Raw genomic sequence first — 23,531 nt, 5'->3', positions numbered from 1 at the left:
ATCACATTGTTTGGCAACGACATTCTGACCGGAAAATTCCGTCAGAACGAATACAAAGGAATCGCCTACGCGCCCTTCGAATCCAACCCCAATCAAGCCTACACGTCACTCGTTGGACAGGTCCTGCAAGCCCGCAAGCGTTTGATTGAAGCGGGTCGACGGGACTGGTCGCTTGCGGTACTCGTGCCGACCAAAAGGATGACTCGCCTCGTATCTGACGTGCTGCGCGAACCGTTCGGAAACGTCCCGCCTATTGCGCACACGGCAGCTGTCGATATGGAGGGGCCGATCCTCGCCGCTGAGATTGTCGCCTTCTTGTTGCAGCAGCGCGGCCATGCCGGATGCTTTGACAAACTTGTCGAGCTACTTTGCAGCTATTTTCACGGCCGCGGCGGTGCGACGCCCACTAAGGGCGACATGGATGAGGCTAAGCGATTTCGAGCGGCGTTGGCGAAATGGAATGAGTGCGTTGCAAAAGGCCGCCCGATGCCGGGCAACAGTGTATTAAAAGGCACGTTTGCCGCTCACCAAGCTTCAGCGGCTCTGGCGCTCACGGGGGACCCCGACGCAGATTGGGTGGCAATGCGGGCTGTGCTGGGCGCCGGAGCTTGCCCGCGATTGAACCATGTCGCGAGGGAGGTGCGCAATGTCCGACTTCTTGAGCGAGGGACCCTGCTTCGCCAGGGATTAGCGCAGGACTGGCGCGATGGGGGCGGATATCGGAATGCCCTTGAGATCACCCGCCAAGCCTTCGTTCATGAGCATTTCGCGACAGCACACAAGCCGGAAGCGGGTGTCGTCGTGATGAACATGCACAAGGCGAAGGGGAAACAGTTCGACGAGGTCATCATTTTCGAAGGCTGGCCAAAGCGGGTGAAACGCGAGATCGTAGCTAATCCTGATCGAATTGTGTCCGGCAATTTTCACGATGGATCGATGACGCAAGCGCGTCAAAACTTCCGTGTCAGCATCACCCGAGCGAAAGTGCGGACGACAATCATGACGCCAAGTGACGATGTTTGCGTCTTGTTGAAGCCAACTCCGTAGCGAGTTGATCGCTCCGTTCGCACGGCATTGAATTTTCCGCAAATAGGCATCGGCCCATAAATGCTCGATCGCATGATCGGCGTTGCCCCGTCGTTGTGACCTGGAGTGTGTTTTGGTTCGGGAGTCGGATATCGATCGCTCTATTTATTCTACGAATGGGCGCCCAGCTTCCGCCGCCGACCACCCCAGCGCTGGCGTTGGGTGTACGTCTAGCGTGCTCATGATACGATTCCGGCGTTGCCAGCCCCGGAGCTTACGTTCATGTCTATCGTCGCCCCTCAATCTCTCGCCGCCGCCACGGAGACCGATCCCGAACAGTTAGGCTGGATGCGCGGCTTCCCGCCGTCAGCCGACCGCATCATCACCTTCCAGGACGGCTCGTTCCGCAGCTTCCCCGAACTGCGCTGGGCCTGGAGCAACATCCGCCAGTTGGTGCCGACGGTGAACGTCTGGCGCGGGGCGGGGCCGGCGTCGGTGCTGCCGCGGGAGGAGCATGACATCGGCGCGGTCGCCTCGACCACGATGGACGGTCGCCCGATGACGTTCGCAAAAATGCTGGAGGAGACCTACACCGACGGCATCGCGGTGCTGCATCGGGGCAAGCTGATCTATGAGCGCTATTTCGGCGCCTTGAAGCCGCACAAGCCGCATCTCGCGATGTCGGTGACGAAGTCGTTCACCGGGGTGCTCGCAGGCATGCTGGTCGCCGAGGGCAGGATCGATCCGCAGGCGCCCGTCACGGATTATGTGCCGGAGCTGAAGGCGAGCGCGTTTGGGGACGCGCGCGTGCACGAGGTCATGGATATGACCACGGGGCTCGCATACACCGAAGTCTACACCGACAAGAATTCGGATGTGTGGGGATTGCGACGTGCGAACGGCATGGCCCCGATCCCGCCGGGCTATGACGGCGCGACCACGATCTTCGATTTCCTCATCGCGCAGAAGAAGCAGGGCGAGCACGGCAAGGCCTTTGCCTACAAGACCGTCAACACCGACGTGCTGGCCTGGATTTGCCGCCGCGTCAGCGGCATGACCCTGTCCGATCTTCTCTCCGAGCGCATCTGGCAGCCGATGGGTGCAGAGGAGGACGCGCATTATCACGTTGACCGCATCGGCACCGAGAGCGGCGGTGGCGGTCTCTCCACGACACTGCGCGATCTCGCCCGCTTCGGTGAGACCATGCGCAATCACGGCCGCTTCAACGGCCGCCAGATCGTGCCTTCGTCTGTGGTCGAGGACATCGCGCGCGGCGGCGATCCCCACAAATTCAAGCCGGCCGGCTACACCACGCTGCCGGGCGCGTCCTACCGCAATCAATGGTGGGTCAGCCACAATGCCCACGGCGCCTATATGGCGCGCGGCGTCCACGGCCAGGGCATCTACATCGATCCCAAAGCCGAGATGGTGATCGCCCGCTATGCCTCGCATCCCATGGCGGGCAACGCCGCCAACGATCCCGTGACACTGCCGGCCTACATGGCGCTGGCGAAGGAGCTGATGGCGGTCGGGTAGGCCGCGCGTCGCACGCTCGCGCCCCGCACGCGCTGTCATGCCGCGGCTTGACCGCAGTGGCCCTACACAAGCGGGAGTGAATGCATCACGGACCCCGCAACGTCTTCTCGTACTTTTTCACCAGCCGCTCCCGCTTCAGCCGCGACAGCCGCTGGATCCAGAACACGCCGTCGAGCTGGTCGATCTCATGCTGGTGGCAGACGGCCCGCAGGCCGTCCGATTCTTCGCTATGCATGTTGCCGTCGAGATCCTGATAGCTGATCCGCACCCGCGCGTGGCGTTGCACCTCGTCGTTGACCCCAGGCATCGAGACGCTGCCCTCGCGGTGCAGGATCATCTCGGGTGAGGCCCATTCAACGACCGGATTGACGTAGGTGAGGGGACCGTCCCTGGCGTCGAGCTCGAGCACGACGAGCCGCAAGGGCACACCGACATGCGGCGCGGTGATGCCGATCCCGGGTGCCGCCCGCATCGTCTCCAACAGGTCCGCCGCCAGTTTGCGCAAGCCGTCGTCGAATGCGCTGACGGCTCGTGCAGGCATCGCGAGCCGGCGGTCGGGGTAGCGGACGATGGAACGGATGGTCATGCCGGGTTCTTACCATTCATGCATGGTTGAAGCACTCCGTTGTTGCGCCGCCTCGATCGGTCAGGGCCCGAGGCGTCAGGTTCCTGTTCGCAAGCGGGAGGAGTCGGCTACAACGATCGGGGCGGAGGGGCTATCCTGAAAGCTCAAAGACCACGGAATTTCTGCAAGTGCTCTCGGACGTTCTCAAGCGCAAGTCGATCTACAGTTACTTCAGCCGATCGGCGATGGAGAAGGCGGTTTCCTATCAGGCGCAGGGCCGTGTCTCGAACCTCAAGGTCAGCGATGACCTGAAACATGTCAGCGCGCAGGTGCGCGGCAGCGGAGCAAACAGGTATGAGGTCGATATCGTCTTGGTGTTCAGCGGTGACGAACTTGTCGACCTCGATGGCGATTGCAGTTGTCCGATGGAGTACAATTGCAAGCATGTCGCTGCAACGCTGCTGGAGGTGCTGAGTGGGAGGGAGGTCCCGGCAGCGGGCACGCAGGCTGCCAGCAACGCACCCATGGCGCCTCCGGTTCTTTCGTCCGAGCTCACCAGCTGGATCGACAGCGTTGGCCGGACGGTGCGGGGTGACGGGGCTGGCGCGGATCAGAATCAGTGCCTGCTGTACTGCCTGGAGCCATCGGACCACGCGATGCCGCGGCTTGAATTGTCCCTGCGGTCCGTCCGTGTGCTGAAGGGCGGCGGCTTCGCTGACAATTATACCAGCCCCAGCCTCTACGAGTTCAAGGCTGAGCGGGCGCCGAAATACTTCCGCGATGTCGACATCGACATCATGACGCAAGTGGCGACCGGCACCCGCAGCTATTACGAGCAGGGACCCTATTCGGAGGAACTGCTGAAGCGGATTGTCGCGACTGGCAGGGCCTTTTGGCTTGACCACAAGCGGAGCCCGCTGACGTGGGCAGACGCGCGCTCGGGCCGGATCGAGTGGCGATCGACGGGAAAGAGCGGTCTCACGCCTCATCTCCTTGTCCCCGGGGCGGTCGCGCTCAACGCCGAGCCGCCGGTGTACGTTGACGAGGCCGCCGGCCTGATCGGGCCGGTACAATCGGGCCTGCCCCCACGGTTGGCCTTCAAAATCCTCTCGGCTCCCGCCATTCCGCGCGCGCAGGTGGAGGAGGTCTCGCGCCGCCTCAGTCAGAAGCTGCCTGAATCTCACCACGGCCTCTTGCCTGCGCCGCCGACCGTCGCTGTGTCAATCGAAGAGGATCCTCATCCGGTGCTGCGGCTGCGGCTGGGTCACGTCGCGAGCTACTATTCCTACTCCCGCGGCGGGAACCAGGAGCACGGGCCGGCGGCGGTCGCTACCCTCGGATTCCGCTATGGCGGCTTCGATATTGATCCAACCCAGCGAGCGAGCCGGGTGGAGCTGTTTCAGGCCGGCAAGCTGTTTTCGATCACGCGGCGACAAAGTAAGGAGAAGCAAGCGCGCAAGCGTCTGGCGGATATTGGTCTTCGTGACGCGAGGACGGCACTGCCGGCGCTCGACTTCCGTCATGCCAACGATCTCACGCTGAGCAACCAGGGCGGCTGGTTCGATTTTCTCGCCCAGCATGCCGAGCGATTGCGCTCCGAAGGCTTCGAGATTCTGGTCGACGAGGACTTTCCGTTTCGGCTCGCGGACTCCTCCGGCGACTTCGATGCCGCGCTGGAATCGAGCGGTATCGACTGGTTCGAACTGGCGCTCGGCATCGACATCGACGGCGAGCGCCACGATCTTGCCCCGCACGTCGCCGCGCTGGTATCGGCGCCCGACTTCAGGCCAGAACGGTTGCGGCAACTCGCAGAAAAGGGCGACCGGTTTTATCTCCCGCTCGCCGACGGCCGCCAACTGGCGCTGGCCGCCGATCGCTTTTTGCCTTTGGTGCTGGCGCTGCACAGCCTGCACATGAACGGCACTCTCGCCGATGGGTCGAAGAAGATCAGGCTGTCGCAGGCCGACGTCGTTCCGCTGCTGGGCCTGGAGAACGAGAATTTTGTTTTTCGCGGGGCCGACAATCTCCGTCGTCTCGCTGGCCTGCTTCAGACGCGAGGGCTGACTGCGCCCGACCTTCCGCCGACCTTTCGGGCGACGCTTCGACCCTATCAAGCCCAGGGTGTGGCCTGGCTCGACCTGCTTCGCGAGAGCGGCTTGGGCGGCGTCCTCGCCGATGACATGGGGCTTGGCAAGACAATTCAGATCCTGGCGTTGATCGCGCTGGAAAAGCAGCGGGGACGGCTCACCAATCCTGTGCTGGTTGTCGCGCCGACGAGCCTGATGACCAATTGGTCAGCCGAAGCGCAGAAGTTCGCCCCGGACGTGAAGGTCCTCGTCCTTCAGGGGCCAGAGCGCAAGGAGAAGTTCCCGGCGATTGGCGAGCATGATCTCGTGCTGACCACGTATCCCTTGATCGCGCGAGACCGGGAGGTGCTTCTGGCGCGGGAATGGCACATCGCCGTGCTGGATGAAGCCCAGACCGTCAAGAATCCAGACGCCGCCACCACTCGCTGGTTGCGGGATGTCAAGGCAGCGCACCGCTTCTGTTTGACGGGCACGCCGATGGAAAATCATCTCGGCGAACTCTGGTCGATCATGAGTTTCGCAAATCCAGGCTATCTCGGGGACAAGGCGGCGTTCTCGCGCCAATGGCGCTCGCCGATCGAGAAACGGGGTGACAAGGTCCGCACTGAAGCGTTAGCGCAGCGGGTTAAGCCCTTCCTGCTGCGTCGGACCAAGGCCGAAGTCGCCACGGAACTGCCGGCCAAGAGCGAGATATTGGAAACGATCGTGCTCGAAGGTCCGCAGCGCGATCTCTATGATTCCATAAGGTTGTCGATGTCGCGCAAGGTCCGCGAGGCCATCGCGGCCCGTGGTTTCGCGAAGAGCCACATCGTCGTTCTGGAAGCCTTGCTGAGAATGCGGCAGGCATGTTGCGATCCGGCGCTGCTGAAGTTGCGGGATGGCGTGGAGCGGCCGTCGGCCAAACTCGAACGTCTGATGGAGATGGTATCGGAGCTGTTGAGCGAGGGCCGGAAGATCATCGTCTTCTCTCAGTTCACCTCCATGCTCGATCTGATCCGGCGGCGCCTCGATGCCAATGGCCTGCGATACAGCCTTCTTACTGGTGACACCAAGGACCGCAAGGCGGCGATCGAAACCTTCCAGAACGGTTCGGCGGAGCTTTTCCTGATCAGCCTGAAGGCGGGTGGGGTGGGCCTCAATCTGACCACGGCGGACACGGTGATCATCTTCGATCCCTGGTGGAATCCTGCGGTCGAGGAACAGGCGATCGATCGTGCCCATCGGATCGGACAACACAAGGCAGTGTTTGTTTACAGACTCGTGGCCGCCGGCACCATCGAGGAGAAGATGGACGAGCTCAAGGCCAGAAAACGGGCGCTGGCCGGCAGTCTATTCGAGCGCGATGGACAGATTGCTTCGGCGCTCACCGAGGACGACGTGAAGGCCCTGTTCGAGGCTTGACCGCGCACGGCGCTCCGGCAGGCAGGTTGGCATGGCCTCTGGCGAACCGGCGCAGGGGGCCATTGTGCCGGTGTTTTGCCTGACTGAGTCAAACCGCCGTCGCAATTGCCGTAAGTCATTGATCTTGCAGCACCCGGCTACTGTGCATGGGGTTGTTTTCGCAATTTATTGGCAGGTTGCAAAAACGTGCGGCAAAAATGACGTGGCACTGTCGGTCGGCGCTGTTCCCAATCGTCTTCCACGCGAGACAGACCTGAACAGGAGACCAAAATGACCCAATCCCCCTATCGCTGGGTGATCGTCGCCGCCGGCGGCCTGCTCGGCTGCGTTGCGATCGGCGGCATGTTTTCGCTGCCGGTGTTCCTGCAGCCGATCGCCAAGGACACCGGCTGGTCGGTGACCGGCATCTCCAGCGCGATGACGATCGGCTTTCTGGCCATGGCCTTCACCAGCATGGCCTGGGGCACGCTGACGGATCGATTCGGGCCGCGGCCGGTGGTGCTGACGGGATCGACCGTGCTGGCGCTGAGCCTGTTCGCCGCGAGCCATGCGACCTCCCTGATCGTTTTCCAGTTCGTGTTCGGCCTTCTGGTCGGGGCGGCCTGCGCGGCGATCTTCGCGCCGATGATGGCGACCGTGACCGGCTGGTTCGAGACCCATCGCAGCCTCGCCGTGTCGCTGGTGTCCGCCGGCATGGGCATGGCGCCGATGACGATGGCGCCGTTCGCGGCCTGGCTCGTTTCCGGCCATGATTGGCGGACCTCGATGCAGATTGTCGCCCTGGTGGTCGGCGCCATCATGATCCCGGTCTCGTTCCTGGTGCGCCGTCCGCCGGCGCTCGCGCACGCGGCCGCCGCACCAACGGGCGCGGCCGGGCAGGGCGAGATGTCGATGGGCGAGGCATTGCGCTCGCCGCAATTTTTGATCCTGCTCGCCACCAACTTCTTCTGCTGCGCCACCCACTCCGGTCCGATCATCCACACCGTCAGCTATGCCGTGAGCTGCGGCATTCCGCTGGTCGCGGCAGTGACGATCTACAGCATCGAAGGTTTTGCCGGCCTGGGCGGCCGCATCGCCTTCGGCGTGCTCGGCGACCGCTTTGGCGCCAAGCGCGTGCTGGTCTCGGGCCTCCTGCTCCAGGCGTTCGGTGCGCTCGCCTACGTCTTCGCGCATCAGCTCACGACGTTCTACGCGGTCGGCGCCGTCTTCGGCTTCATCTATGCCGGCACCATGCCGCTCTACGCCGTCCTCATCCGCGAGAACTTTCCGCTCAAGATGATGGGCACGGTGATCGGCGGCACGGCGATGGCCGGCAGCCTCGGCATGGCAACCGGTCCGCTCGCCGGCGGCCTGATCTACGACGCGTTCTCGAGCTATGCCTGGCTCTATATCGCCTCCTGGGCGATGGGTCTCGGGGCGTTCCTGATGGCAATGACGTTCCGCCCGTTCGCAAAGCCGCAAGGCGAGGTGGCAGCGGCGCCGGCATAAGTTCGTGATCGAGGCGCAGCATCAGAGCTGCGCCTCGATCGCCGCCTTGTCGATCACCGACCAGACCTGCCGGATCTTTCCATTGTGAAACGTGTAGAAGACGTGCTCGCAAAAGGACACGCGCCTGCCGTTCACCTCGAGCCCCAGGAATTGTCCGACCGGCGTGCAGTCGAATGCCAGCCGGCAGGCGATGGTGGGTGGATCTGAGGTGAGCAGCGCGATGTTGAAACGCAGATCCGGGATATCGCGAAAGTCCTGCTCCAACATCGCACGATAGCCAGATAGGCCGAGCGGGCGGCCATTGTGGACGACATCGTCATGCACGAACTGGCCGAGGCCCGGCCAGTCCTGCCGGTTCAGGCAGGCGATGTAGTTGCGATAGCGGTCGGCGAGGTCGGCGCTGTTCATCGTGAAGCTCCCATGCTGCAACGATAACGCAGCAGGAGGCGAATTCGCCTCGCGGCGTCACAGCCGCTTTTCAAAGAACAGATCGGGATAGGGATCGTCGTTGAAGCGAGGAATCTCGCGCCAGCCGGTGCTGCGGTAGAGCTGGCCGGCCTCGGGCAGCGCGCTGTTGGTGTCCAGCCGCAGCAGCGTGATGCCGAGCTCGCGCGCAGCATCCTCGGTCGCATCCATCAGGCGGCGGCCGAGCCGCAATCCACGCGCGGCGGGCGCAACCCACAGCCGCTTGATCTCGGCATAGCCGTGATCGGTGCCCTTCAGCCCGACGCAGCCAATCGGCAGCGTGTCCGAGATCGCAACGATGAATGTGCCGCGCGGCCGGCGCATGTCCTTGGCATCGGGATCACGCGAGCGCGACACGTCGAAGCCCTGCTTGAAGCGCCGGCCGAGCTCGGCATAATACTCGCCGAGGCAATAGCGGGCCTCCGCGCTTTGCGGGTCCATCTCGTCCAGCCTGACACGCTCGCGCGTCAGCGCGGAGGCGATCAGGTCCATCGCTGCCAGCAGCGCCTCGGCTTGCGAGTGTTGCGCGAGGATGCCGCCCGCCTGCGCGTTCGACAGCGCCTCATAGGCTGCGAACTCGCGCCGGCCCGCGCGCGTGAGCTTTGCCATGCGCCGGCGCGCATCGTCCTCGCGTGCGTTGGTCTCGATCAGCCCTTCGTCCTCGAGGCTGCGAAGCAGCCGGCTCATCAGCCCGGAATCAAGACCGAGATAGTCGCGGATCTCCGCCACGTCCGAGCGGCCGTGGCCGATCGCGTTGAGCACCCGCGCCGCGCCAAGCGGCCGGCCGCGGCCCAGGAACGAGGTATCCAGCGCACCGACAGCGGATGTGACGGCGCGGTTGAAGCGGCGGACGCGGGAGACGGGGTCGAGCATGATGTCTGACTTTAGTCAGGTATCTCCTGCTGTCAATCGCTTTGGGCAGGTCAAGAGGTCCTCGCATGGCGCAGATCGCAACCGCTTCCGTTGCGCCAGCCGACGGGAGATCGCCGCGGCGATGCCGCGCGAGCCGCCGGTCACGCGTGCCACACCGCGGCCGGGACACGCGAGAGGTTGAGGCTGTCGCTCCACACGCTCTCAGTGCGAGCGCAGCGAAGCAGTGCAGAAATGGATCCGGGAAAGACTCCGGCTTGCTTCGCTGCGCGCAATGACGAGACTGGAGCTCTCGCGCGCCTCTTTGTGAGTTGTGCCCGTGCCGTGAGCCGCTACCATGCGGCCGCTCCCGGAGCGTGGGACGTACAGGAAGCGGAGACCACATGAGCGGCCAGGACCACAAAGTCAAAGGATCGGACTTGTTTGTCGCCGCGCTGGAAAACGAGGGCGTCGACCGCATCTTCGGTGTCCCCGGTGAGGAGAATCTCGATCTCGTCGAATCGCTCCGCACCTCAAGGATCGAGCTGATCCTGACGCGCCACGAGCAGGCCGCCGCCTTCATGGCTGCCACGCATGGGCGGCTGACCGGCAGGCCCGGCGTGTGTCTGTCGACGCTTGGACCCGGCGCACTCAATCTATCCACCGGCGCGGCCTATGCGCATCTCGGTGCGATGCCGATGATCCTGATCACCGGTCAGAAGCCGATCATGAGCAGCCGGCAGGCGCGCTTCCAGATCGTCGACGTGGTCGCGACCATGAAGCCGCTGACGAAGCTGTCGCGACAGATCGTCAGCGCCTCCAGCATCCCGACCGTGGTGCGCGACGCCTTTCGCGTCGCGATGGAAGAACGGCCCGGGCCGGTTCATCTCGAATTGCCAGAAGATATCGCGGGCGACGAAGTATCCGCCGTCCCGGTGATCCCTGTCCATCCGATCGAAATTCCGGTCGCGCATCGTGCCGCGCTCGACCGTGCCGCCAAGATGATCCTGGCTGCAAAGCGTCCGCTGGTGATGATGGGCGCTGCGACCAGCCGGCCGCGGTCGACGCATGGCATCGCAAGCTTCGTGCGGCGGACCGGCATTCCCTTCTTCACCACGCAGATGGGCAAGGGCACCGTGCCCGGCGGCACCAACCTCTATATGGGGACCGCCGCGCTGTCCGAACGCGACTACGTTCATGACGCGATCGATGCCGCCGACCTGATCGTCGCGATCGGCCACGACCCCATCGAGAAGCCACCCTTCATCATGGGGCCGGCGGGGCCGAAGGTGATTCACGTGAGCTATACACCGGCGAGCGTGGAGCTGGTCTATTTTCCCGACGCCGAGGTCGTCGGCGACGTCGGCCCGAGCCTGGAGCTGCTCGCCGATCGGCTCGAAGGCAAGCTGCCGCAGGCGGCGGCGCTTTTGCCGCTGCGCGAAGAGATTCTCAGGCACATCGCCGATCGCGCCACCGAGCCGCGCTGGCCGCCGACACCGCAGCGGATCGTGCACGACATCCGCCAGGTGATCCCGGAGAACGGCATCGTCGCGCTCGATAACGGCATGTACAAGATCTGGTTCGCGCGCAACTACCGCACCCGCGTTGCCAACACGCTGCTGCTCGACAATGCGCTGGCGACGATGGGTGCGGGCCTGCCGTCGGCGATGATGGCCGCGATGCTCCATCCGGACCGCCGTGTGCTCGCGGTCGCCGGCGATGGCGGCTTCATGATGAACAGCCAGGAGCTGGAGACTGCCGTCCGTCTCAAGCTCAATATCGTCGTGCTGGTGCTCGAGGACAACGCCTACGGCATGATCCGCTGGAAGCAGGCGGTCGATCATTTCGCCGATTACGGCATGACCTTTGGAAACCCGGACTTTGTCGTCTATGCCAACGCCTACGGCGCTAAGGGACATCGCATCGCGAGCATCGACAGCTTCGGCCCGACGCTGGAGGCGGCCTTCAAGGAGGGCGGCGTGCACCTCGTCTCGATTCCGATCGATTATTCGGAGAACGTGCGGGTGCTGGTCGACGAGCTGCGGGCGCATGAAAAATCGAAGGCGTAAGTGTGTTCGACACTTCGCCACACCCGTCATTGCGAGCCAACGGGTCCGCGCGAAGCGCGGCCCGATGACAGGCTCCGCGAAGCAATCCAGAGCCGTTCCGCAGAGGCAGTCTGATTGCTTCGTCGCTTCTCCTCGCAATGACGGGGTATGCCGACCAGCCCGAATGCGATAACAACTTGCGGCAACATCATCCAACCAACCACAGGAATATGAAATGACCCGCGTTCGTTGTGTCACCGAGATGGGCATGGGCGTCGATGTCCACGGCAGGGACGCCACCAAGGCGGCGAAACGTGCGGTGTCGGACGCGATCAGGCATTCGAGCCTCGGCTTTTTCCGGATGATCGGGAAGACCGCGAACGACATGTTTGTCGACGTCACGATCGCTGTGCCCAATCCGGAAGCCGTCGACAAGGAAGCCGTCGCCAAGGAGCTGCCTTACGGCACGGTGACCGTCAATGCAGTCAATGGCGGGATGGAGATTCCCTCGGCCACGGAAGTGGCCAACGACCCCATCCTCATCGCCAATGCGGCCGTGATCGTCAGCTTCGACAAGGACTAGGCCGGTGTCCGACAGCGATATGGCGCTACTCGATCGTCCGATCTGGAGCGCTCTGACGACGCGTCAGAAGCATCTGGCCGAAGGCGGCCCGCGGGCGCTGCGCTATCCCGTGGACATGACGCCATTTGCCGACATGATCGACCTGTCCGCGGCAAGCTTTGCTGCGCTCGGTGATCTCATGACGGGATCGCAAGTCGCTGCGCTGTTTACGCCGGAGCCGGTCGACGTGCCCGCCGGCTTCAAGGTCGTGCTCGCCGAGACCGGCGAGCAGATGATCGGATCGCCCGCCGACAGCCCGCTCCGCGATGCCGAGATCGTCACGCTGGGACCCACCGACGTGCCCGCCATGATGGCGCTGACAGAGCTGACCAAGCCGGGCCCATTCGCGCTGCGCACGCTCGAACTCGGAACGTTCTTCGGCATCCGTGCCGGCGGCGAGCTGGTTGCCATGGCCGGCGAGCGGATGAAGCCAGGCAATTTCACGGAAATCACGGCCGTGTGCGTGCATCCTGATCATCGCGGCCGACGCTATGCGCAGGCGCTGCTCGCGGCGGTCGCGCGGCAGATCGAGGCGCGCGGCGAAATTCCTTTCCTGCATGTATTTTCGAACAACGCGTCCGCCATCGCGCTCTATCGGCGGCAGGGCATGCGGATTCGCCGTCGCCTGCACGTGACGGCGCTGATGAAGCAGGAATGAGCTGCGCCGCGGGCTTCATATCCGGCGAATTCGCGCTATATCGTTCCCAACCATAATTTGGGGAAACACATGGACGCCAGGACACCTGATTTTTCCGCCGCGCGGACGGCGATGCAGCGCTACGTCGATCAGGAGATCATCCCCGGTGCATCCTGGGCGGTGCTGCGGGGGCGCGATGTCGTCGACCAGCAATGCGTCGGCTTTGCCGACCGCGAGGCCAACACCGCGCTTCGGCCCGACCACATTTTTCGTGCATTCTCCAACACAAAGATCTTCGTCACCTGCGCCATCATGCTGCTGGTCGAGGAAGGCCGCGTCGGGCTCGATGATCCCGTCGAGAAATTTCTGCCGCAGCTCGGCCATCGCACGGTGTTGAAGCCGGGGGCTGCGAGCCTTGCCGATGTCGAGCCGGCGAGGGGCCCGATCACGATCCGACAGCTGCTGACCCACACGTCCGGGCTCAGCTACGGCATCTTCGATCCGGGCACGGTGCTGTTCAAAGGCTACAACGAGGCGCGCGTGCTCAATCCGCTGACGCCGCTCGCCGACATGATCGACCGGCTTGCCGATCTGCCCTTGTCCTATCATCCCGGCACCGGCTGGGAATATTCGGTGGCGACCGACGTGCTCGGCCGCGTCGTCGAGGTGGTCTCCCGCCAGCAGCTCGACGCTTTCCTCAAAGCGCGCATCTTCGATCCGCTCGGCATGACCGATACCGGCTTCTATGTGCCGGAAGCGCAGCAGGGCAGGCTGGTTGCACTCTATAACGGCGCTGATGTGCTCGATCCCATGAAGCCCGGCCTCACGCGGGCCGACCATCTGCCTTATCCGCAGGCCTATCGGCGGCCGTTGCCGCGGCTGTCCGGCGGCGGCGGTCTGGTCTCGACCTTGCCCGACATGCTGGCGCTGGTGCGCGCGTTGCTGCCCGGTTCTGATGCGCTGCTGAAGCCGGAGACGCTGCGGCAGATGACGACGAACCAGTTGCCCGCTGGCCAGACCATCCGCTTCGCCAATCTCGGGCCCATCCCCGGCAAGGGGTTCGGCCTCGGTGGCGCCGTCACCTTCGCGCCGACGCCGTTCGATCCCCCGAACTCGACCGGTGAATTCCAGTGGGGCGGCCTTGCAGGCACCCATTGGTGGATCTGCCCTGACGCCAACACCGCCGGCGTGCTGATGGCCCAGCGTTACATGGGGTTCTGGAATCCCTTCTTCTTCGAGTTCAAGCGCCTGGCGTATCAGGCGGCCGGAGGCTGATCCCGAAAAAATCTTCCGACCCTGCGAATCCTTTTTGGGGATCGCGCCCTCTTGATGGTCGAGACGATCAGTCTCGGTCCATATCGGAGGATGTGATGGGATTTTATAGGAAGAACATCGGCGGTCCGCATCAGGCGGTGCGGGTCGTCTTGGGCCTCGCGATCGCGGTCGCAGCGCTGGTCTATCTCGCTGGCACCGCGGCGTGGCTGGTCGCGCTCGGCGGAGCGGGCTTTGCAGTGACCGGCCTCGTCGGCTACTGCCCGATGTGCGCGATGGCTGGTATCGGCAAGGGAGGGGTGTCGTGAGCGCGGCTACGATCTCGCCAAATTTGTTCGAGGCCGCACGGCTCGGCGATCCCCAGGCGATCGCCTCTTTGCTGGAGAGGGCACAGCCCGACATCCGCCGCTATGCGCGGGCGACCTGCCGCAGCTCGGCGGATGCTGAGGATGCAGCGCAGGAAGCGATGTGGATCCTGTTCCGGCACGTCGGGACGATCCGCTCGCTGCTGGCGTTTTCGGCTTGGCTGTTCAGCGTGGTCCGCCGCGAATGCCTGCGACTTGCACGCAAGACAGGCCTTGCCCCAGCGGTGGACGACAGCGAGATGGAGGCGGCACTTCTGGCCCGCCCGGAAGCCGATCTGAGGCTTGATGTGGCCGCCGCCTTCGAGGCGCTGCCGCCGCATTATCGCGACGTCGCGCTGATGCGCGACATCAAGGAGATGACCATCGACGAGATCGCCGCCGCGCTCAGGGCCTCCAGGCAGACCGTGAAGGCCCGCCTGCATCGCGCCCGCGCCCTGATGCGCGAATATTTGACGAGATGAGACACGGCGCAAAGCCTGTTCGCACCGCACCGGACAGGGTGCAAAAGGGTTGCGAGTGGGGGCCTACCCCCACTCGCGGTTTGCGTCAGTCCTTCCACGGATCGAACTCGCCTTCGCCGGCCATGGCGACGGCGAACGGCCGCAGCGTGTGCAGCACCCGCACGGTGCCGGCGTGCTGCGCCAGCACGTCCCGGCAGGCGGCGATAGGCCATCGGGCTCTCATCGAGGTCGGCACCAACAAGGGTGACTCCGCGCTCGCTCAGCCATCGGTCCATCTCCGCGCGCGAGAAGCGCCGCTTCGCCTCCCTTCGTCCGAACAGGCGGCCGGCGCCGTGCACGGTCGAGTACAGCGAGGCCTTGGCTTCGGGGCTGTCGACGCCCTCGAGGATGACGGCGTCATCACCCATCGAACCGCCGACGAATCCCTTCTGGCCCGGAAACGCCGGCGTCGCGCCCTTGCGAACCACCCACAAATCACGGCCGTCGTGGGTCTCGCGCCAGGCGTAGTTGTGGTGGTTGTGCACGCTCTCGGTCACGCTGCCGCCGATGATCCGGCGGACGCGCTCGACGACCCACTCGCGGCCGGCATAGGCGTAACGTCCGGCGAGCTGCATCGCCGCGATGTAGCGGCGGCCGAGCTCGGACTCCTCGTCGACCACGGCAGGCGGCACGTTCATGCCATCCTTGCCGCCGGCGGCCTTGAGATATCGCGTCGCGGAGGTGTGCCCGAGGCCGCGGCTTCCGAAGTGGACACCGACCCAAACAAAGCCTTCCTCGTCGCGCATGAGGTCGACATAGTGGTTGCCCGATCCGACCGTGCCGAGCTGGCTCACCGCCTTCTGACGGTAGGCTTCCATGTCGCTCTCGCGCCAGGCATCGCCGTCGTCGAACAGCGCGTGCTCGGCCCGCTCGGCATTGGCGCGGCCGACACCGAACGAGATCGTCTTGGCGACGTCGCGGATGATCGTGGGCACGATGTCGGCTATGTCGTCGAACCGGGTGTCGAGCTTTGCGGCCATGTTGCCGCAGCCGATGTCGAAGCCGACGCCGGAGATGCTGATCTGCTTCTCATAGGCGATGACGCCGCCGACCGGCTGGGCATACCCGAGATGGCCGTCGGCGCAGATCACGCCGGATACGACATTGCCGACCGCCATGCAGTTGCGCATCTGCGCCACGGTCGCCTCCTCATGCGGACCGAAGATCTTCAGCGGCGCATTCTGGAAGCGGGCATCCTGCGGACGCAGCTTTGCGATCTCGCTCGCGGCGGTATTGGCCTCGCGGGCGAGATGCTCCTTGCGCGCAGCGTCGCGGTACGAGCACCAGGCCGGCTGGCCGCGTCCTTCGCCGACGCGCGAGTCGGGATCGATACCGGCGGCGAGGGAGCTCGCGGGCGCGTTCCATGTAGGATCGGATCGTCGCATGGCCTTGATTCCTGCTTCACTTCCTGCGCGCACCACAGAGTGGACGCGCGGCTCCCGTCGGAGATTTCGCTGGTTCCCGGCGCAGTCCCGCGTCCGGATTCGTTGTCGTTGCGCATCAATTCAACGCCGTCTTCGAGGTAGCGATCCACGCTACCAAGGCTTCGGAGAAGCGCCGCGGGCAACAAAAAACCCTCCGGAGCGGCAGGCTCGGGAGGGTCCGTGAGAAGCGGACTGCCTGCGGTTGTCAAGCAAACGCGCGTGTGAAATTGCAAGATATGGACGCAAGACATGGACGAGTGAGTGCCAACCTATCTCGGTCTCGATGGATTTCGCTTCGGCTGGGTCGCTGCCTGGATCAATGAGCGCGGCGATCATGGCTTCGATTACTCACCGGGCCTGACGCGCCTGCTCGCGATGCCGCATGCCCGTGCGATGATCGACATGCCGATCGGCTTGAATCCAAGCGGCTATCGCGCTTGCGATCTGCGGGCGCGCGAATTGATCGGCCCTGCCGTGTTCCTCGGCGCGCGCCGCGACCTTTGGACGTTCCCGGATATGGCTGCGGCCAATCGCTATTACTGGGAGCAGGAGGGCAAGGGCAGGGGCGTATCGGCGCAGCTCTGGAACATCAGAGGCAAGCTCAAGGAGGTCGACGATGCCATGGCGCCGGCGCGGCAACCGACGATCGGCGAGGCCCATCCTGAATTGATCTTCTGGAATCTGGCCGGACGAGTTCGGCTTGAGCCGAAGACGTCGTCGCGTGGTCAAGCGCAGCGTATTGCTCTGCTGATAGACCGGGGCTTCACCAAGATCGAGACATGGCTGACGCTTCGCTATCGCACCGCCATCGGCCGTGACGATCTCATCGATGCCTGCGCCTGCGCGGTCGCGGCGCGCGACAGCACGCAACGTGTCGGCGACGACGAGATCGATCCGCGAGGCCTGAGAATGGAGATCAACTATTGAGCCCTCCTTAGCCCTCGCGATCGCTTCCGTCTCCCGTGTAGCTGCGGCGAGGATAACTCTGCTTCAGATGAAAGCCATCGTCGTCCAGCCTTGCTGCTCTCTGTTCGTACTCCTCGGCCATGGACTGCAGCCGCTGCGCGGCTTCGCTATGCGCGAGATCGCCGGCGACGCGGCGGCACCGCTCAGCATGGTCGAGCAAGGCGCGCTTCTCGATGCTCATCTGGCGATAACGCTTGGAAGGCTCAATGGTCCCTGCGCAGGCGGTTGGAACAGCGCAAGAGCTGCCTCGATGATCGGGAAAAAGTAGCAATATTTTCAAGCGGGCTAGGAACATGGTTCCGGAGCCGACGTTGAGGCCAAAGGCTGCTGAGGGACAAGGTAACCATGTATGATGCCTGCCAATTGGCGACCGCGATGCTCGCGGTTGCCTTTACGGCCCTGCTGTTGATCACGGGCCAACGGTTCATCGAGTACCGATTGCAACATGAAGCAATGATTCCGATCGTGGCGATCGCAACGCTGCCGCGATAAGCGCGGGTTCGCCGGGACGAATCGTGACTTGCGCCGGACAGCGTCCTGCTTAGATTGTGCACGCCTCAGTCCATGCACCGCAGGTCTCGATGTCCGATCTATCCGCCTTTCCCATCACCAAGCGTTGGCCGGCGAAACATCCCGAACTGCTTCAGCTCTATTCCTTGCCGACGCCGAACGGCGTCAAGGTCTCGATCATGCTGGAGGAGATTGGATTGCCTTACGAAGTTCACCTCGTCGATTTCGGCAAGGACGACCAGAAGACGACCGAATTCCTCTCGCTCAATCCGAATGGCAAGATCCCGGCGATCCTCGATCCGAACGGCCCCGGCGGCAGGCCGCTGCCGCTGTTCGAATCCGCGGCGATCCTGCAATACCTCGCCGAGAAGACCGGCAAGCTTCTGCCGGAGGACGCCGCACGCCGCTATCAGACCATCCAATGGGTGCATTTCCAGATGGGCGGCATCGGGCCGATGTTCGGCCAGGTCGGCTTCTTCCACAAATTCGCCGGCAAGGACTTCGAGGACAAGCGGCCACTCGAGCGCTACGTGAGCGAGTCCAAGCGCTTGCTCGGCGTGATGGAGACTCATCTCGCCGGCCGGCACTGGTTCATGAATGACGATTACACCATCGCCGACATCTCGATGCTCGGCTGGGTGCGCAATCTCATCGGCTTTTACGGCGCAGGCGATCTCGTCGAGTTCAGCCAGTTGAAATCGGTCGGCGCTTGGCTTGAACGAGGCCTCGCGCGTCCGGCGGTGCAGCGCGGGCTGAACATTCCGAAACGGCCGTGAGGCTAGCCCAGCGCCTTGTACGTCATGTAGAGCGCCATCAGCGCGACGAGGGCGATCATGGTCCGGCGCAGCACCGATTTGCTGACGCCATTGGCCATGCGTGCGCCGAGATCGGTGCCGATCCAGAGGCCGGCCAGAATGCCGATAATGGCCGGCCAGCTGACCATCAGTCCCTTGCTCCAGTAAATCCAGGCCGCCAGACTGTTGGTCGGGATCACCGAGAAGATGAGGCTGACGAGTTGTGCCTGATGCTGCGGTACGCGCAGGCCCGCGGCGAGGCCGACGGTGATCGCGAGGCCGCCGCCGATGCCCATGAAGCCGGACGAAAAGCCCGCGAGCACGCCGATAAGCAGCAGAGGGAGCCACGGCAATTCGGCAGGATCGCCGGCCTTGCTCTCGCCGTCCTTGCGGTCGCGGCGTAGCGCCAGCGCCGCGATCAGCGCGACAAGATAGATGACGTAGGTCCATTGCAGCACTGTGTCGGGCGTGGCGGCCGCAACACAACTACCGCTGGCGCCGCCGATGAGAAATCCGATGCCGATCCAGACGATCCATTGCAGCGGGCTGCGGTTGCCGCTCTGCCAGTAGCGGCGTACGCCCGCAAGGCCCGTCGGCGGCACTTGTGCGATCAAAGATGTGCCCTGGGCGACGTGCTGCTCGGCGCCGAGCAACAGCACGGAGAAGATGACGAGGCCTCCGCCGGGGCTCGTACCCGAGAAGCCCGATGCCAATCCCGCGACCAGACCGACGCCGGCGCCGGCGAGGAGTTCATATATCCAGGTCATCGTTCATGTCCTGGTTCGTCGCTTGACGTCCGCCTTGGTCGTGCGCAGGCCGTCGACCACGCTGTCAACGGCCATCATGCAGGCGTCGAGGTCAAAATCCTCGCCCCAGCATTGTTGCAGTACAAAACCCTGGAAAATCGCGATCAGCACGCGCGCGATCGCTTCGGCGCCGAGGTCGCGCTTGATGAGTCCGTCATGCTGGCCGCGCTCGACCAGCGCCACGATCAGCGCGCGCGGCACGTCGATGCCTTCGACGACGCTGCTGCGGACGCGGCGGTTGCGCAGCGCTTCGGCCCAGCCATGGATGCCGACACGGCGGCGGGGCTCGCCGGCGGGATCGGTAAGCCATTGCGCGTAGACGCGGACCAGCGCGTGCAACCTTTCGATCGGATCGCCCGATCCTTGAGCGACCGAGTTGAGCACGGCCTCACGGCGATGCCGGTCCTCCGCGAGCGCTTCGATCAGATCGTCCTTGCTCTGGAAATAGAGATAGACCGCGCCGTGGCTCAAGCCCGATCGCTTGACGATATCGGCCATGCCGGTCTGGTGAAAACCGTTCTCGGCAAAGCAGGCGAGGGCCGCTTCGAGGATCTGCTGCCGCCGGCCTTCGCGCTTCTTGTCGCTGATCTTGGGCATCGGCTCAGTCCATAAATAACTGACAGATTGATCGCTTTGGAAGTTTGTCAGCCGCGGACAAATTCCCGGCGATGTACATAAAAAACGATCGATCAGTCATTTTTAAGGGGGAGCGGCAGCGAGGTCAAGACCTGCCGGCGCCGGACCGGAGACAAGTGGCTGACGCGCCCTGCCAGCGGCGGGGCGGCTCTTGGCTCGTGTGCCGCTAGAACAGCCGTCCGCCGTTGGGCACGGGCTTGCTCGGCTGCACCAGCACGACCTTGCCGGCAGCATCGGGGAAACCGAGGGTCAACACCTCGGATACGACCGGGCCGATCTGGCGCGGCGGGAAATTGACGACGGCCGCGACCTGCAGCCCCACCAGCGTCTCGAGCGGATGATTTTCGGTGATCTGCGCCGAGCTCCTGCGGACGCCGATCGCAGGGCCGAAGTCGATCCATAGCCGAAAAGCCGGCTTGCGCGCCTCCGGAAACGGCTTGGCGTCGACGATGGTGCCGACGCGGATATCGACCGCGAGGAAGCTGTTGAAGTCGATGGCCGGCGCGGCGGCGGCCACGGGGTCGTGAGTGACGTGCATGGTCCATCCGTTCGGAAAGTGGCGTCGTTCGCAATATTGTCGCGCGAACCGGAGTTTCGTACAACGCTGCGCGTACCATGCGACGCATGCGCGAGGACGACTTGCCCAACATCATCTACGGCATCAAGAACTGCGACACCATGAAAAAGGCGCGCACCTGGCTCGACAGCCATGGCGTGCCTTACGAGTTTCACGACTACAAGACGGCGGGAGTCGAGAAGGACAAGCTCAAGCAATGGAGCGACAAGGTCGGCTGGGAGGCGTTACTCAATCGCGCCGGCACGACTTTCAAAAAGCTCCCCGATTCCGACAAGGAAGGCCTCGGCGAGAAGAAGGCGCTGGCGTTGATGCTAGCGCAACCATCGATGATCAAGCGGCCGGTGCTGGAAATCGGCGGCAAGCTGCTGGTCGGATTCAAGCCCGATGTCTATGCCAAGGAAGTCGGCGCCAAGAACGCTGAAGCCAAGGCGCGCTAGTTCAGTTCGATGGTCTCGGCGGTGACGCTTGGGCCGGACTGGTCGGCGATCTCGACCACGTCGGCTGCTGCGATGCGACCAGGCGCGCGATGAAAGAGGTCGCGGTCGATCACGACGCGCAGTCTCGGACGCGGCGACGCGTGATTTCCGCGCATCAGATTCTTGATCTCGAAGCTGCCGTCCTCGCAGAAGGTCTTCACCGACGCGATGATGTGGCTGACCTTGTCCTCGGTCAAGAACGGCAGCAACAGCCGTTCATAGGCGACGATGCGACCGTAGATGTCGTCAATGTCGGCAACGCTGTAGATCGGAAGCCCGCGCGCAACGCATTCGTGATAGATGGGCATCACGAAGGGCGCGAGCCGCGGTCCGACATAGTCGTGCAGCAGGATGCCCTTGCCGCTGTGGCCATAGGCGCGCGAGATGCGCGTGCCTTCGCTTTGGATGATCAGGTGCGGCGTCGGCGTCGAATTGTCCACCGTGTAATAGATGAGATCGGACAGCTCTTCCTCGAGTCGCGCGGGCTGGTATTCCCAGATCGCCGGTGCGACCTGCTGGCGCGCATAAAGTCGCAGCCACGTGTTCAGGAGATCACGCTGCCTGATCGACTTGACGATGGAGGGCGCGGCGCTTGCGAAATCCAAAACAATATTCCCGGCATGTCAAAACCCGCACATGATCCATGCCGCGGGAAAATTTTCTATGAAGGCTGGCGCGGGAGACGAAAGACCGTTAACGACGGCTTGACGACCGGTGCCTTGCGAACCGGGAGGCCGGGCAGGCACGAGATCAAAACATCTCCGACTAAGGGAGCATTTGTATCCCGGCCGGAGGCCTGATCTGCTCAGCTTTCCGCCTTGCCTAACCCCCGTCACCTCCGGCATATTCCGCGCCCGGAGGCGGCGTTCCGGAGGGCTCCAAGGCCTCCGGAAAGCCGAAGCAACAAGGACAGCCACGCGCGGCCAGCGCGTCGCGCGGGCAGGGGGAAATCTGTTTGGCCGATGAGTTCATTCTCGAAACGGAAGGCTTGACCAAGGAGTTCGCGGGCTTCTTCGCCGTCCGCGACGTTGCGCTCAAGGTTCGCCGTGGGAGCATTCATGCGTTGATCGGTCCGAACGGGGCCGGCAAGACGACGTGCTTCAATCTTTTGACCAAGTTCCTCAAACCGTCTGCCGGAAAGATCCTGTACAAGGGACAGGACATCACTGCGATGGCGCCGGCCGACGTGGCGCGCATGGGCCTGGTTCGCTCGTTCCAGATTTCGGCGGTTTTTCCGCATCTCACCGCGCTGGAGAACGTCCGTGTCGCGCTTCAGCGCCAGCACGGCTCTTCGTTCGACTTTTGGCGCTCCAAATCCGTGCTCAACCGCTTCAACGATCGCGCGCGCGAGCTGTTGAACGATGTTGGCCTCAGCGAGTTTGCCAATACGCCGGCGGTCGAGATGCCCTACGGACGCAAGCGCGCACTGGAGATCGCAACCACGCTCGCGCTCGACCCTGAGATGATGCTGCTGGACGAGCCCATGGCCGGCATGGGTCACGAGGACATCGACAAGATCGCGGCGCTGATCAAGCGCATCTCCGCGAAATATACCATCCTGATGGTCGAGCATAATTTGAGCGTCGTGGCCAATCTCTCCGACATCATCACCGTGCTGACGCGCGGGCAGGTGCTCGCGCAGGGCCATTACTCCGAGCTCACCAAGGACGAGCGCGTCAAGGAAGCCTATCTGGGAGCCGGTCATGCCTGACACTGCGATCGCCGAGGCTCCGGCAAAGGCCGCGACCGGCGGAAACATCCTTCAAGTCCGCAACCTGGAAGCCTGGTACGGCGAGTCCCACATCCTGCACGGGATCAACTTCGACGTGAATGCGGGCGAGGTCGTCACCCTGCTCGGGCGCAACGGCGCCGGCAAAACGACCACGTTGAAATCCATCATGGGCATCATCGGCAAACGAACCGGCTCGGTGAAGTTCAACAATCAGGACATCATCCGCGCGACCTCCGACAAGATCGCGCGCATGGGTATCGCCTTCTGCCCCGAGGAGCGGGGGATATTCTCCAGTCTCGACGTGCGGGAGAATTTGCTGCTGCCCCCGGTGGTCCGTGAAGGCGGGCTGCCGCTCGATCAGATCTTCGACCTGTTCCCGAACCTGAAGGAGCGGCTCAACAGCCAGGGCACCAAGCTTTCGGGCGGTGAGCAGCAGATGCTGGCGATCGCGCGCATCCTGCGCACGGGCGCGAGCTTCCTCATGCTGGACGAGCCGACCGAGGGCCTTGCGCCCGTCATCATCCAGCAGATCGGCCACACCATTGCGCGGCTCAAGAAGGAAGGCTTCACCATCCTTCTCGTCGAGCAGAACTTCCGTTTCGCATCCACTGTCGCGGACCGCTACTACGTGGTCGAGCACGGCAAGATCATCGACGGATTTTCCAATGCGGAGCTTGCCGCCAACATGGACAAGCTCCACACCTATTTGGGTGTCTAGAACTGCCAACGAAAAAATTCAAAAAGGAAAG

24 protein-coding genes and 1 pseudogene are annotated in these 23,531 nt (G+C 63.6%); 16 read left to right on the top strand and 9 right to left on the bottom strand.

Annotated features, from left to right (window positions below):
• Positions 1–6: 6 nt before the first annotated feature.
• Positions 7–1,047, top strand: coding sequence for a hypothetical protein (locus IVA98_RS18680; protein WP_247355302.1), 1,041 nt, complete (start codon positions 7–9; stop codon positions 1,045–1,047).
• A 261-nt stretch (positions 1,048–1,308) separates the two neighbouring features.
• On the top strand, positions 1,309–2,562 hold the full coding sequence (locus IVA98_RS18675) for a serine hydrolase domain-containing protein (protein WP_247304388.1): 1,254 nt from the start codon (positions 1,309–1,311) through the stop codon (positions 2,560–2,562).
• Positions 2,563–2,647: 85 nt separating this feature from the next.
• Here IVA98_RS18675 and IVA98_RS18670 read toward each other — a convergent pair whose 3' ends face one another.
• Together IVA98_RS18670 and IVA98_RS18665 are read right to left on the bottom strand one after the other, a co-directional pair.
• Positions 2,648–3,148, bottom strand: a complete 501-nt coding sequence (locus IVA98_RS18670; RefSeq protein WP_247304386.1) for a peptide deformylase — start codon at positions 3,146–3,148, stop codon at positions 2,648–2,650.
• Positions 3,149–3,291: 143 nt separating this feature from the next.
• Complete coding sequence (locus tag IVA98_RS18665) at positions 3,292–3,573, bottom strand: hypothetical protein (protein WP_247355321.1); 282 nt, start codon at positions 3,571–3,573, stop codon at positions 3,292–3,294.
• On the opposite strand from IVA98_RS18665, the gene IVA98_RS18660 reads away from it, so the two are divergent.
• Together IVA98_RS18660 and IVA98_RS18655 are read left to right on the top strand one after the other, a co-directional pair.
• On the top strand, positions 3,457–6,615 hold the full coding sequence (locus tag IVA98_RS18660; RefSeq protein WP_346657729.1) for a DEAD/DEAH box helicase: 3,159 nt from the start codon (positions 3,457–3,459) through the stop codon (positions 6,613–6,615). The two genes, IVA98_RS18665 and IVA98_RS18660, sit on opposite strands and share 117 nt — an antisense overlap.
• 270 nt (positions 6,616–6,885) lie before the next feature.
• Positions 6,886–8,103 carry an MFS transporter gene (locus IVA98_RS18655; RefSeq protein ID WP_247304380.1) on the top strand — a complete coding sequence of 406 codons (1,218 nt, stop codon included), beginning with the start codon at positions 6,886–6,888 and terminating at the stop codon, positions 8,101–8,103.
• A gap of 21 nt (positions 8,104–8,124) precedes the next feature.
• On the opposite strand, the gene IVA98_RS18650 is transcribed toward IVA98_RS18655, so the two are convergent.
• Both IVA98_RS18650 and IVA98_RS18645 read right to left on the bottom strand, forming a co-directional pair.
• A complete protein-coding gene (locus tag IVA98_RS18650) occupies positions 8,125–8,511 on the bottom strand; it encodes an ester cyclase (RefSeq protein ID WP_247304378.1) in 387 nt (128 codons plus the stop codon).
• A gap of 57 nt (positions 8,512–8,568) precedes the next feature.
• On the bottom strand, positions 8,569–9,441 hold the full coding sequence (locus tag IVA98_RS18645; RefSeq protein WP_247304376.1) for a bifunctional helix-turn-helix transcriptional regulator/GNAT family N-acetyltransferase: 873 nt from the start codon (positions 9,439–9,441) through the stop codon (positions 8,569–8,571).
• Positions 9,442–9,821: 380 nt separating this feature from the next.
• Between IVA98_RS18645 and IVA98_RS18640 the strand changes: the two genes are divergently transcribed.
• The 6 genes from IVA98_RS18640 (at position 9,822) to IVA98_RS18615 (ending at position 14,822) form a co-directional block, all read left to right on the top strand.
• Complete coding sequence (locus IVA98_RS18640) at positions 9,822–11,486, top strand: acetolactate synthase large subunit (RefSeq protein ID WP_247304374.1); 1,665 nt, start codon at positions 9,822–9,824, stop codon at positions 11,484–11,486.
• Positions 11,487–11,700: 214 nt separating this feature from the next.
• The gene (locus IVA98_RS18635; protein WP_247304372.1) at positions 11,701–12,048 is read left to right on the top strand and encodes a Lin0512 family protein; all 348 of its coding nucleotides are present in this window, start codon (positions 11,701–11,703) and stop codon (positions 12,046–12,048) included.
• A 4-nt stretch (positions 12,049–12,052) separates the two neighbouring features.
• Positions 12,053–12,745 (top strand): GNAT family N-acetyltransferase, encoded by a 693-nt coding sequence (locus IVA98_RS18630; RefSeq protein ID WP_247304370.1) that lies wholly within the window; start codon positions 12,053–12,055, stop codon positions 12,743–12,745.
• 69 nt (positions 12,746–12,814) lie between these two features.
• Positions 12,815–13,999, top strand: coding sequence for a serine hydrolase domain-containing protein (locus IVA98_RS18625; protein WP_247304368.1), 1,185 nt, complete (start codon positions 12,815–12,817; stop codon positions 13,997–13,999).
• A 95-nt stretch (positions 14,000–14,094) separates the two neighbouring features.
• Positions 14,095–14,304 (top strand): YgaP family membrane protein, encoded by a 210-nt coding sequence (locus IVA98_RS18620; RefSeq protein WP_247304366.1) that lies wholly within the window; start codon positions 14,095–14,097, stop codon positions 14,302–14,304.
• Positions 14,301–14,822 carry an RNA polymerase sigma factor gene (locus IVA98_RS18615; RefSeq protein WP_247304365.1) on the top strand — a complete coding sequence of 174 codons (522 nt, stop codon included), beginning with the start codon at positions 14,301–14,303 and terminating at the stop codon, positions 14,820–14,822. Before IVA98_RS18620 ends, IVA98_RS18615 begins: the two co-directional genes overlap by 4 nt.
• Positions 14,823–15,082: 260 nt before the next feature.
• On the opposite strand, the pseudogene IVA98_RS18610 reads toward IVA98_RS18615, so the two are convergent.
• Positions 15,083–15,979, bottom strand: a pseudogene (locus IVA98_RS18610) (RtcB family protein); the annotation flags it as partial.
• 567 nt (positions 15,980–16,546) lie between these two features.
• Between IVA98_RS18610 and IVA98_RS18605 the strand changes: the two are divergent.
• From IVA98_RS18605 to IVA98_RS18595, 3 genes are all read left to right on the top strand, one after another.
• A complete protein-coding gene (locus IVA98_RS18605) occupies positions 16,547–17,212 on the top strand; it encodes a DUF429 domain-containing protein (RefSeq protein WP_247355301.1) in 666 nt (221 codons plus the stop codon).
• 67 nt (positions 17,213–17,279) lie between these two features.
• A complete protein-coding gene (locus IVA98_RS18600; RefSeq protein ID WP_247304359.1) occupies positions 17,280–17,519 on the top strand; it encodes a hypothetical protein in 240 nt (79 codons plus the stop codon).
• A 313-nt stretch (positions 17,520–17,832) separates the two neighbouring features.
• Complete coding sequence (locus IVA98_RS18595) at positions 17,833–18,537, top strand: glutathione S-transferase family protein (RefSeq protein ID WP_247304355.1); 705 nt, start codon at positions 17,833–17,835, stop codon at positions 18,535–18,537.
• A gap of 2 nt (positions 18,538–18,539) precedes the next feature.
• On the opposite strand, the gene IVA98_RS18590 is transcribed toward IVA98_RS18595, so the two are convergent.
• From IVA98_RS18590 to IVA98_RS18580, 3 genes are all read right to left on the bottom strand, one after another.
• Positions 18,540–19,322, bottom strand: a complete 783-nt coding sequence (locus IVA98_RS18590; RefSeq protein ID WP_247304353.1) for a sulfite exporter TauE/SafE family protein — start codon at positions 19,320–19,322, stop codon at positions 18,540–18,542.
• Positions 19,323–19,325: 3 nt separating this feature from the next.
• Positions 19,326–19,958, bottom strand: a complete 633-nt coding sequence (locus IVA98_RS18585) for a TetR/AcrR family transcriptional regulator (protein WP_247304351.1) — start codon at positions 19,956–19,958, stop codon at positions 19,326–19,328.
• A gap of 205 nt (positions 19,959–20,163) precedes the next feature.
• Positions 20,164–20,535: a tRNA-binding protein gene (locus tag IVA98_RS18580; RefSeq protein WP_247355300.1), complete on the bottom strand. Its 372-nt coding sequence runs from the start codon at positions 20,533–20,535 to the stop codon at positions 20,164–20,166.
• Positions 20,536–20,636: 101 nt separating this feature from the next.
• On the opposite strand from IVA98_RS18580, the gene IVA98_RS18575 reads away from it, so the two are divergent.
• Positions 20,637–21,011 carry an ArsC family reductase gene (locus tag IVA98_RS18575; RefSeq protein WP_247304612.1) on the top strand — a complete coding sequence of 125 codons (375 nt, stop codon included), beginning with the start codon at positions 20,637–20,639 and terminating at the stop codon, positions 21,009–21,011.
• Here the strand turns inward: IVA98_RS18575 and IVA98_RS18570 are convergent.
• The gene (locus tag IVA98_RS18570; protein ID WP_247304347.1) at positions 21,008–21,655 is read right to left on the bottom strand and encodes a hypothetical protein; all 648 of its coding nucleotides are present in this window, start codon (positions 21,653–21,655) and stop codon (positions 21,008–21,010) included. The two genes, IVA98_RS18575 and IVA98_RS18570, sit on opposite strands and share 4 nt — an antisense overlap.
• Before the next feature lie 350 nt (positions 21,656–22,005).
• On the opposite strand from IVA98_RS18570, the gene IVA98_RS18565 reads away from it, so the two are divergent.
• Both IVA98_RS18565 and IVA98_RS18560 read left to right on the top strand, forming a co-directional pair.
• On the top strand, positions 22,006–22,761 hold the full coding sequence (locus IVA98_RS18565; protein WP_008551999.1) for an ABC transporter ATP-binding protein: 756 nt from the start codon (positions 22,006–22,008) through the stop codon (positions 22,759–22,761).
• Positions 22,754–23,500 carry an ABC transporter ATP-binding protein gene (locus IVA98_RS18560; protein ID WP_247281660.1) on the top strand — a complete coding sequence of 249 codons (747 nt, stop codon included), beginning with the start codon at positions 22,754–22,756 and terminating at the stop codon, positions 23,498–23,500. Before IVA98_RS18565 ends, IVA98_RS18560 begins: the two co-directional genes overlap by 8 nt.
• Positions 23,501–23,531 lie beyond the last annotated feature (31 nt).

The organism is Bradyrhizobium sp. 160 (assembly GCF_023073735.1).
Classification (GTDB): Bacteria; Pseudomonadota; Alphaproteobacteria; order Rhizobiales; family Xanthobacteraceae; genus Bradyrhizobium.
This window is presented reverse-complemented; position numbering and strand designations above follow the sequence as displayed.

Bases quoted from the DNA above. Each gene is read 5' to 3' on its own strand.
- IVA98_RS18585 (WP_247304351.1), bottom strand. From the start codon at position 19,958: ATGCCCAAGATCAGCGACAAGAAGCGCGAAGGCCGGCGGCAGCAGATC.
- IVA98_RS18620 (WP_247304366.1), top strand. From the start codon at position 14,095: ATGGGATTTTATAGGAAGAACATCGGCGGTCCGCATCAGGCGGTGCGG.
- IVA98_RS18590 (WP_247304353.1), bottom strand. From the start codon at position 19,322: ATGACCTGGATATATGAACTCCTCGCCGGCGCCGGCGTCGGTCTGGTC.
- IVA98_RS18600 (WP_247304359.1), top strand. From the start codon at position 17,280: ATGAAAGCCATCGTCGTCCAGCCTTGCTGCTCTCTGTTCGTACTCCTC.
- IVA98_RS18595 (WP_247304355.1), top strand. From the start codon at position 17,833: ATGTCCGATCTATCCGCCTTTCCCATCACCAAGCGTTGGCCGGCGAAA.
- IVA98_RS18650 (WP_247304378.1), bottom strand. From the start codon at position 8,511: ATGAACAGCGCCGACCTCGCCGACCGCTATCGCAACTACATCGCCTGC.
- IVA98_RS18580 (WP_247355300.1), bottom strand. From the start codon at position 20,535: ATGCACGTCACTCACGACCCCGTGGCCGCCGCCGCGCCGGCCATCGAC.
- IVA98_RS18675 (WP_247304388.1), top strand. From the start codon at position 1,309: ATGTCTATCGTCGCCCCTCAATCTCTCGCCGCCGCCACGGAGACCGAT.
- IVA98_RS18640 (WP_247304374.1), top strand. From the start codon at position 9,822: ATGAGCGGCCAGGACCACAAAGTCAAAGGATCGGACTTGTTTGTCGCC.
- IVA98_RS18655 (WP_247304380.1), top strand. From the start codon at position 6,886: ATGACCCAATCCCCCTATCGCTGGGTGATCGTCGCCGCCGGCGGCCTG.
- IVA98_RS18625 (WP_247304368.1), top strand. From the start codon at position 12,815: ATGGACGCCAGGACACCTGATTTTTCCGCCGCGCGGACGGCGATGCAG.
- IVA98_RS18560 (WP_247281660.1), top strand. From the start codon at position 22,754: ATGCCTGACACTGCGATCGCCGAGGCTCCGGCAAAGGCCGCGACCGGC.
- IVA98_RS18645 (WP_247304376.1), bottom strand. From the start codon at position 9,441: ATGCTCGACCCCGTCTCCCGCGTCCGCCGCTTCAACCGCGCCGTCACA.
- IVA98_RS18665 (WP_247355321.1), bottom strand. From the start codon at position 3,573: ATGCTTGCAATTGTACTCCATCGGACAACTGCAATCGCCATCGAGGTC.
- IVA98_RS18635 (WP_247304372.1), top strand. From the start codon at position 11,701: ATGACCCGCGTTCGTTGTGTCACCGAGATGGGCATGGGCGTCGATGTC.
- IVA98_RS18670 (WP_247304386.1), bottom strand. From the start codon at position 3,148: ATGACCATCCGTTCCATCGTCCGCTACCCCGACCGCCGGCTCGCGATG.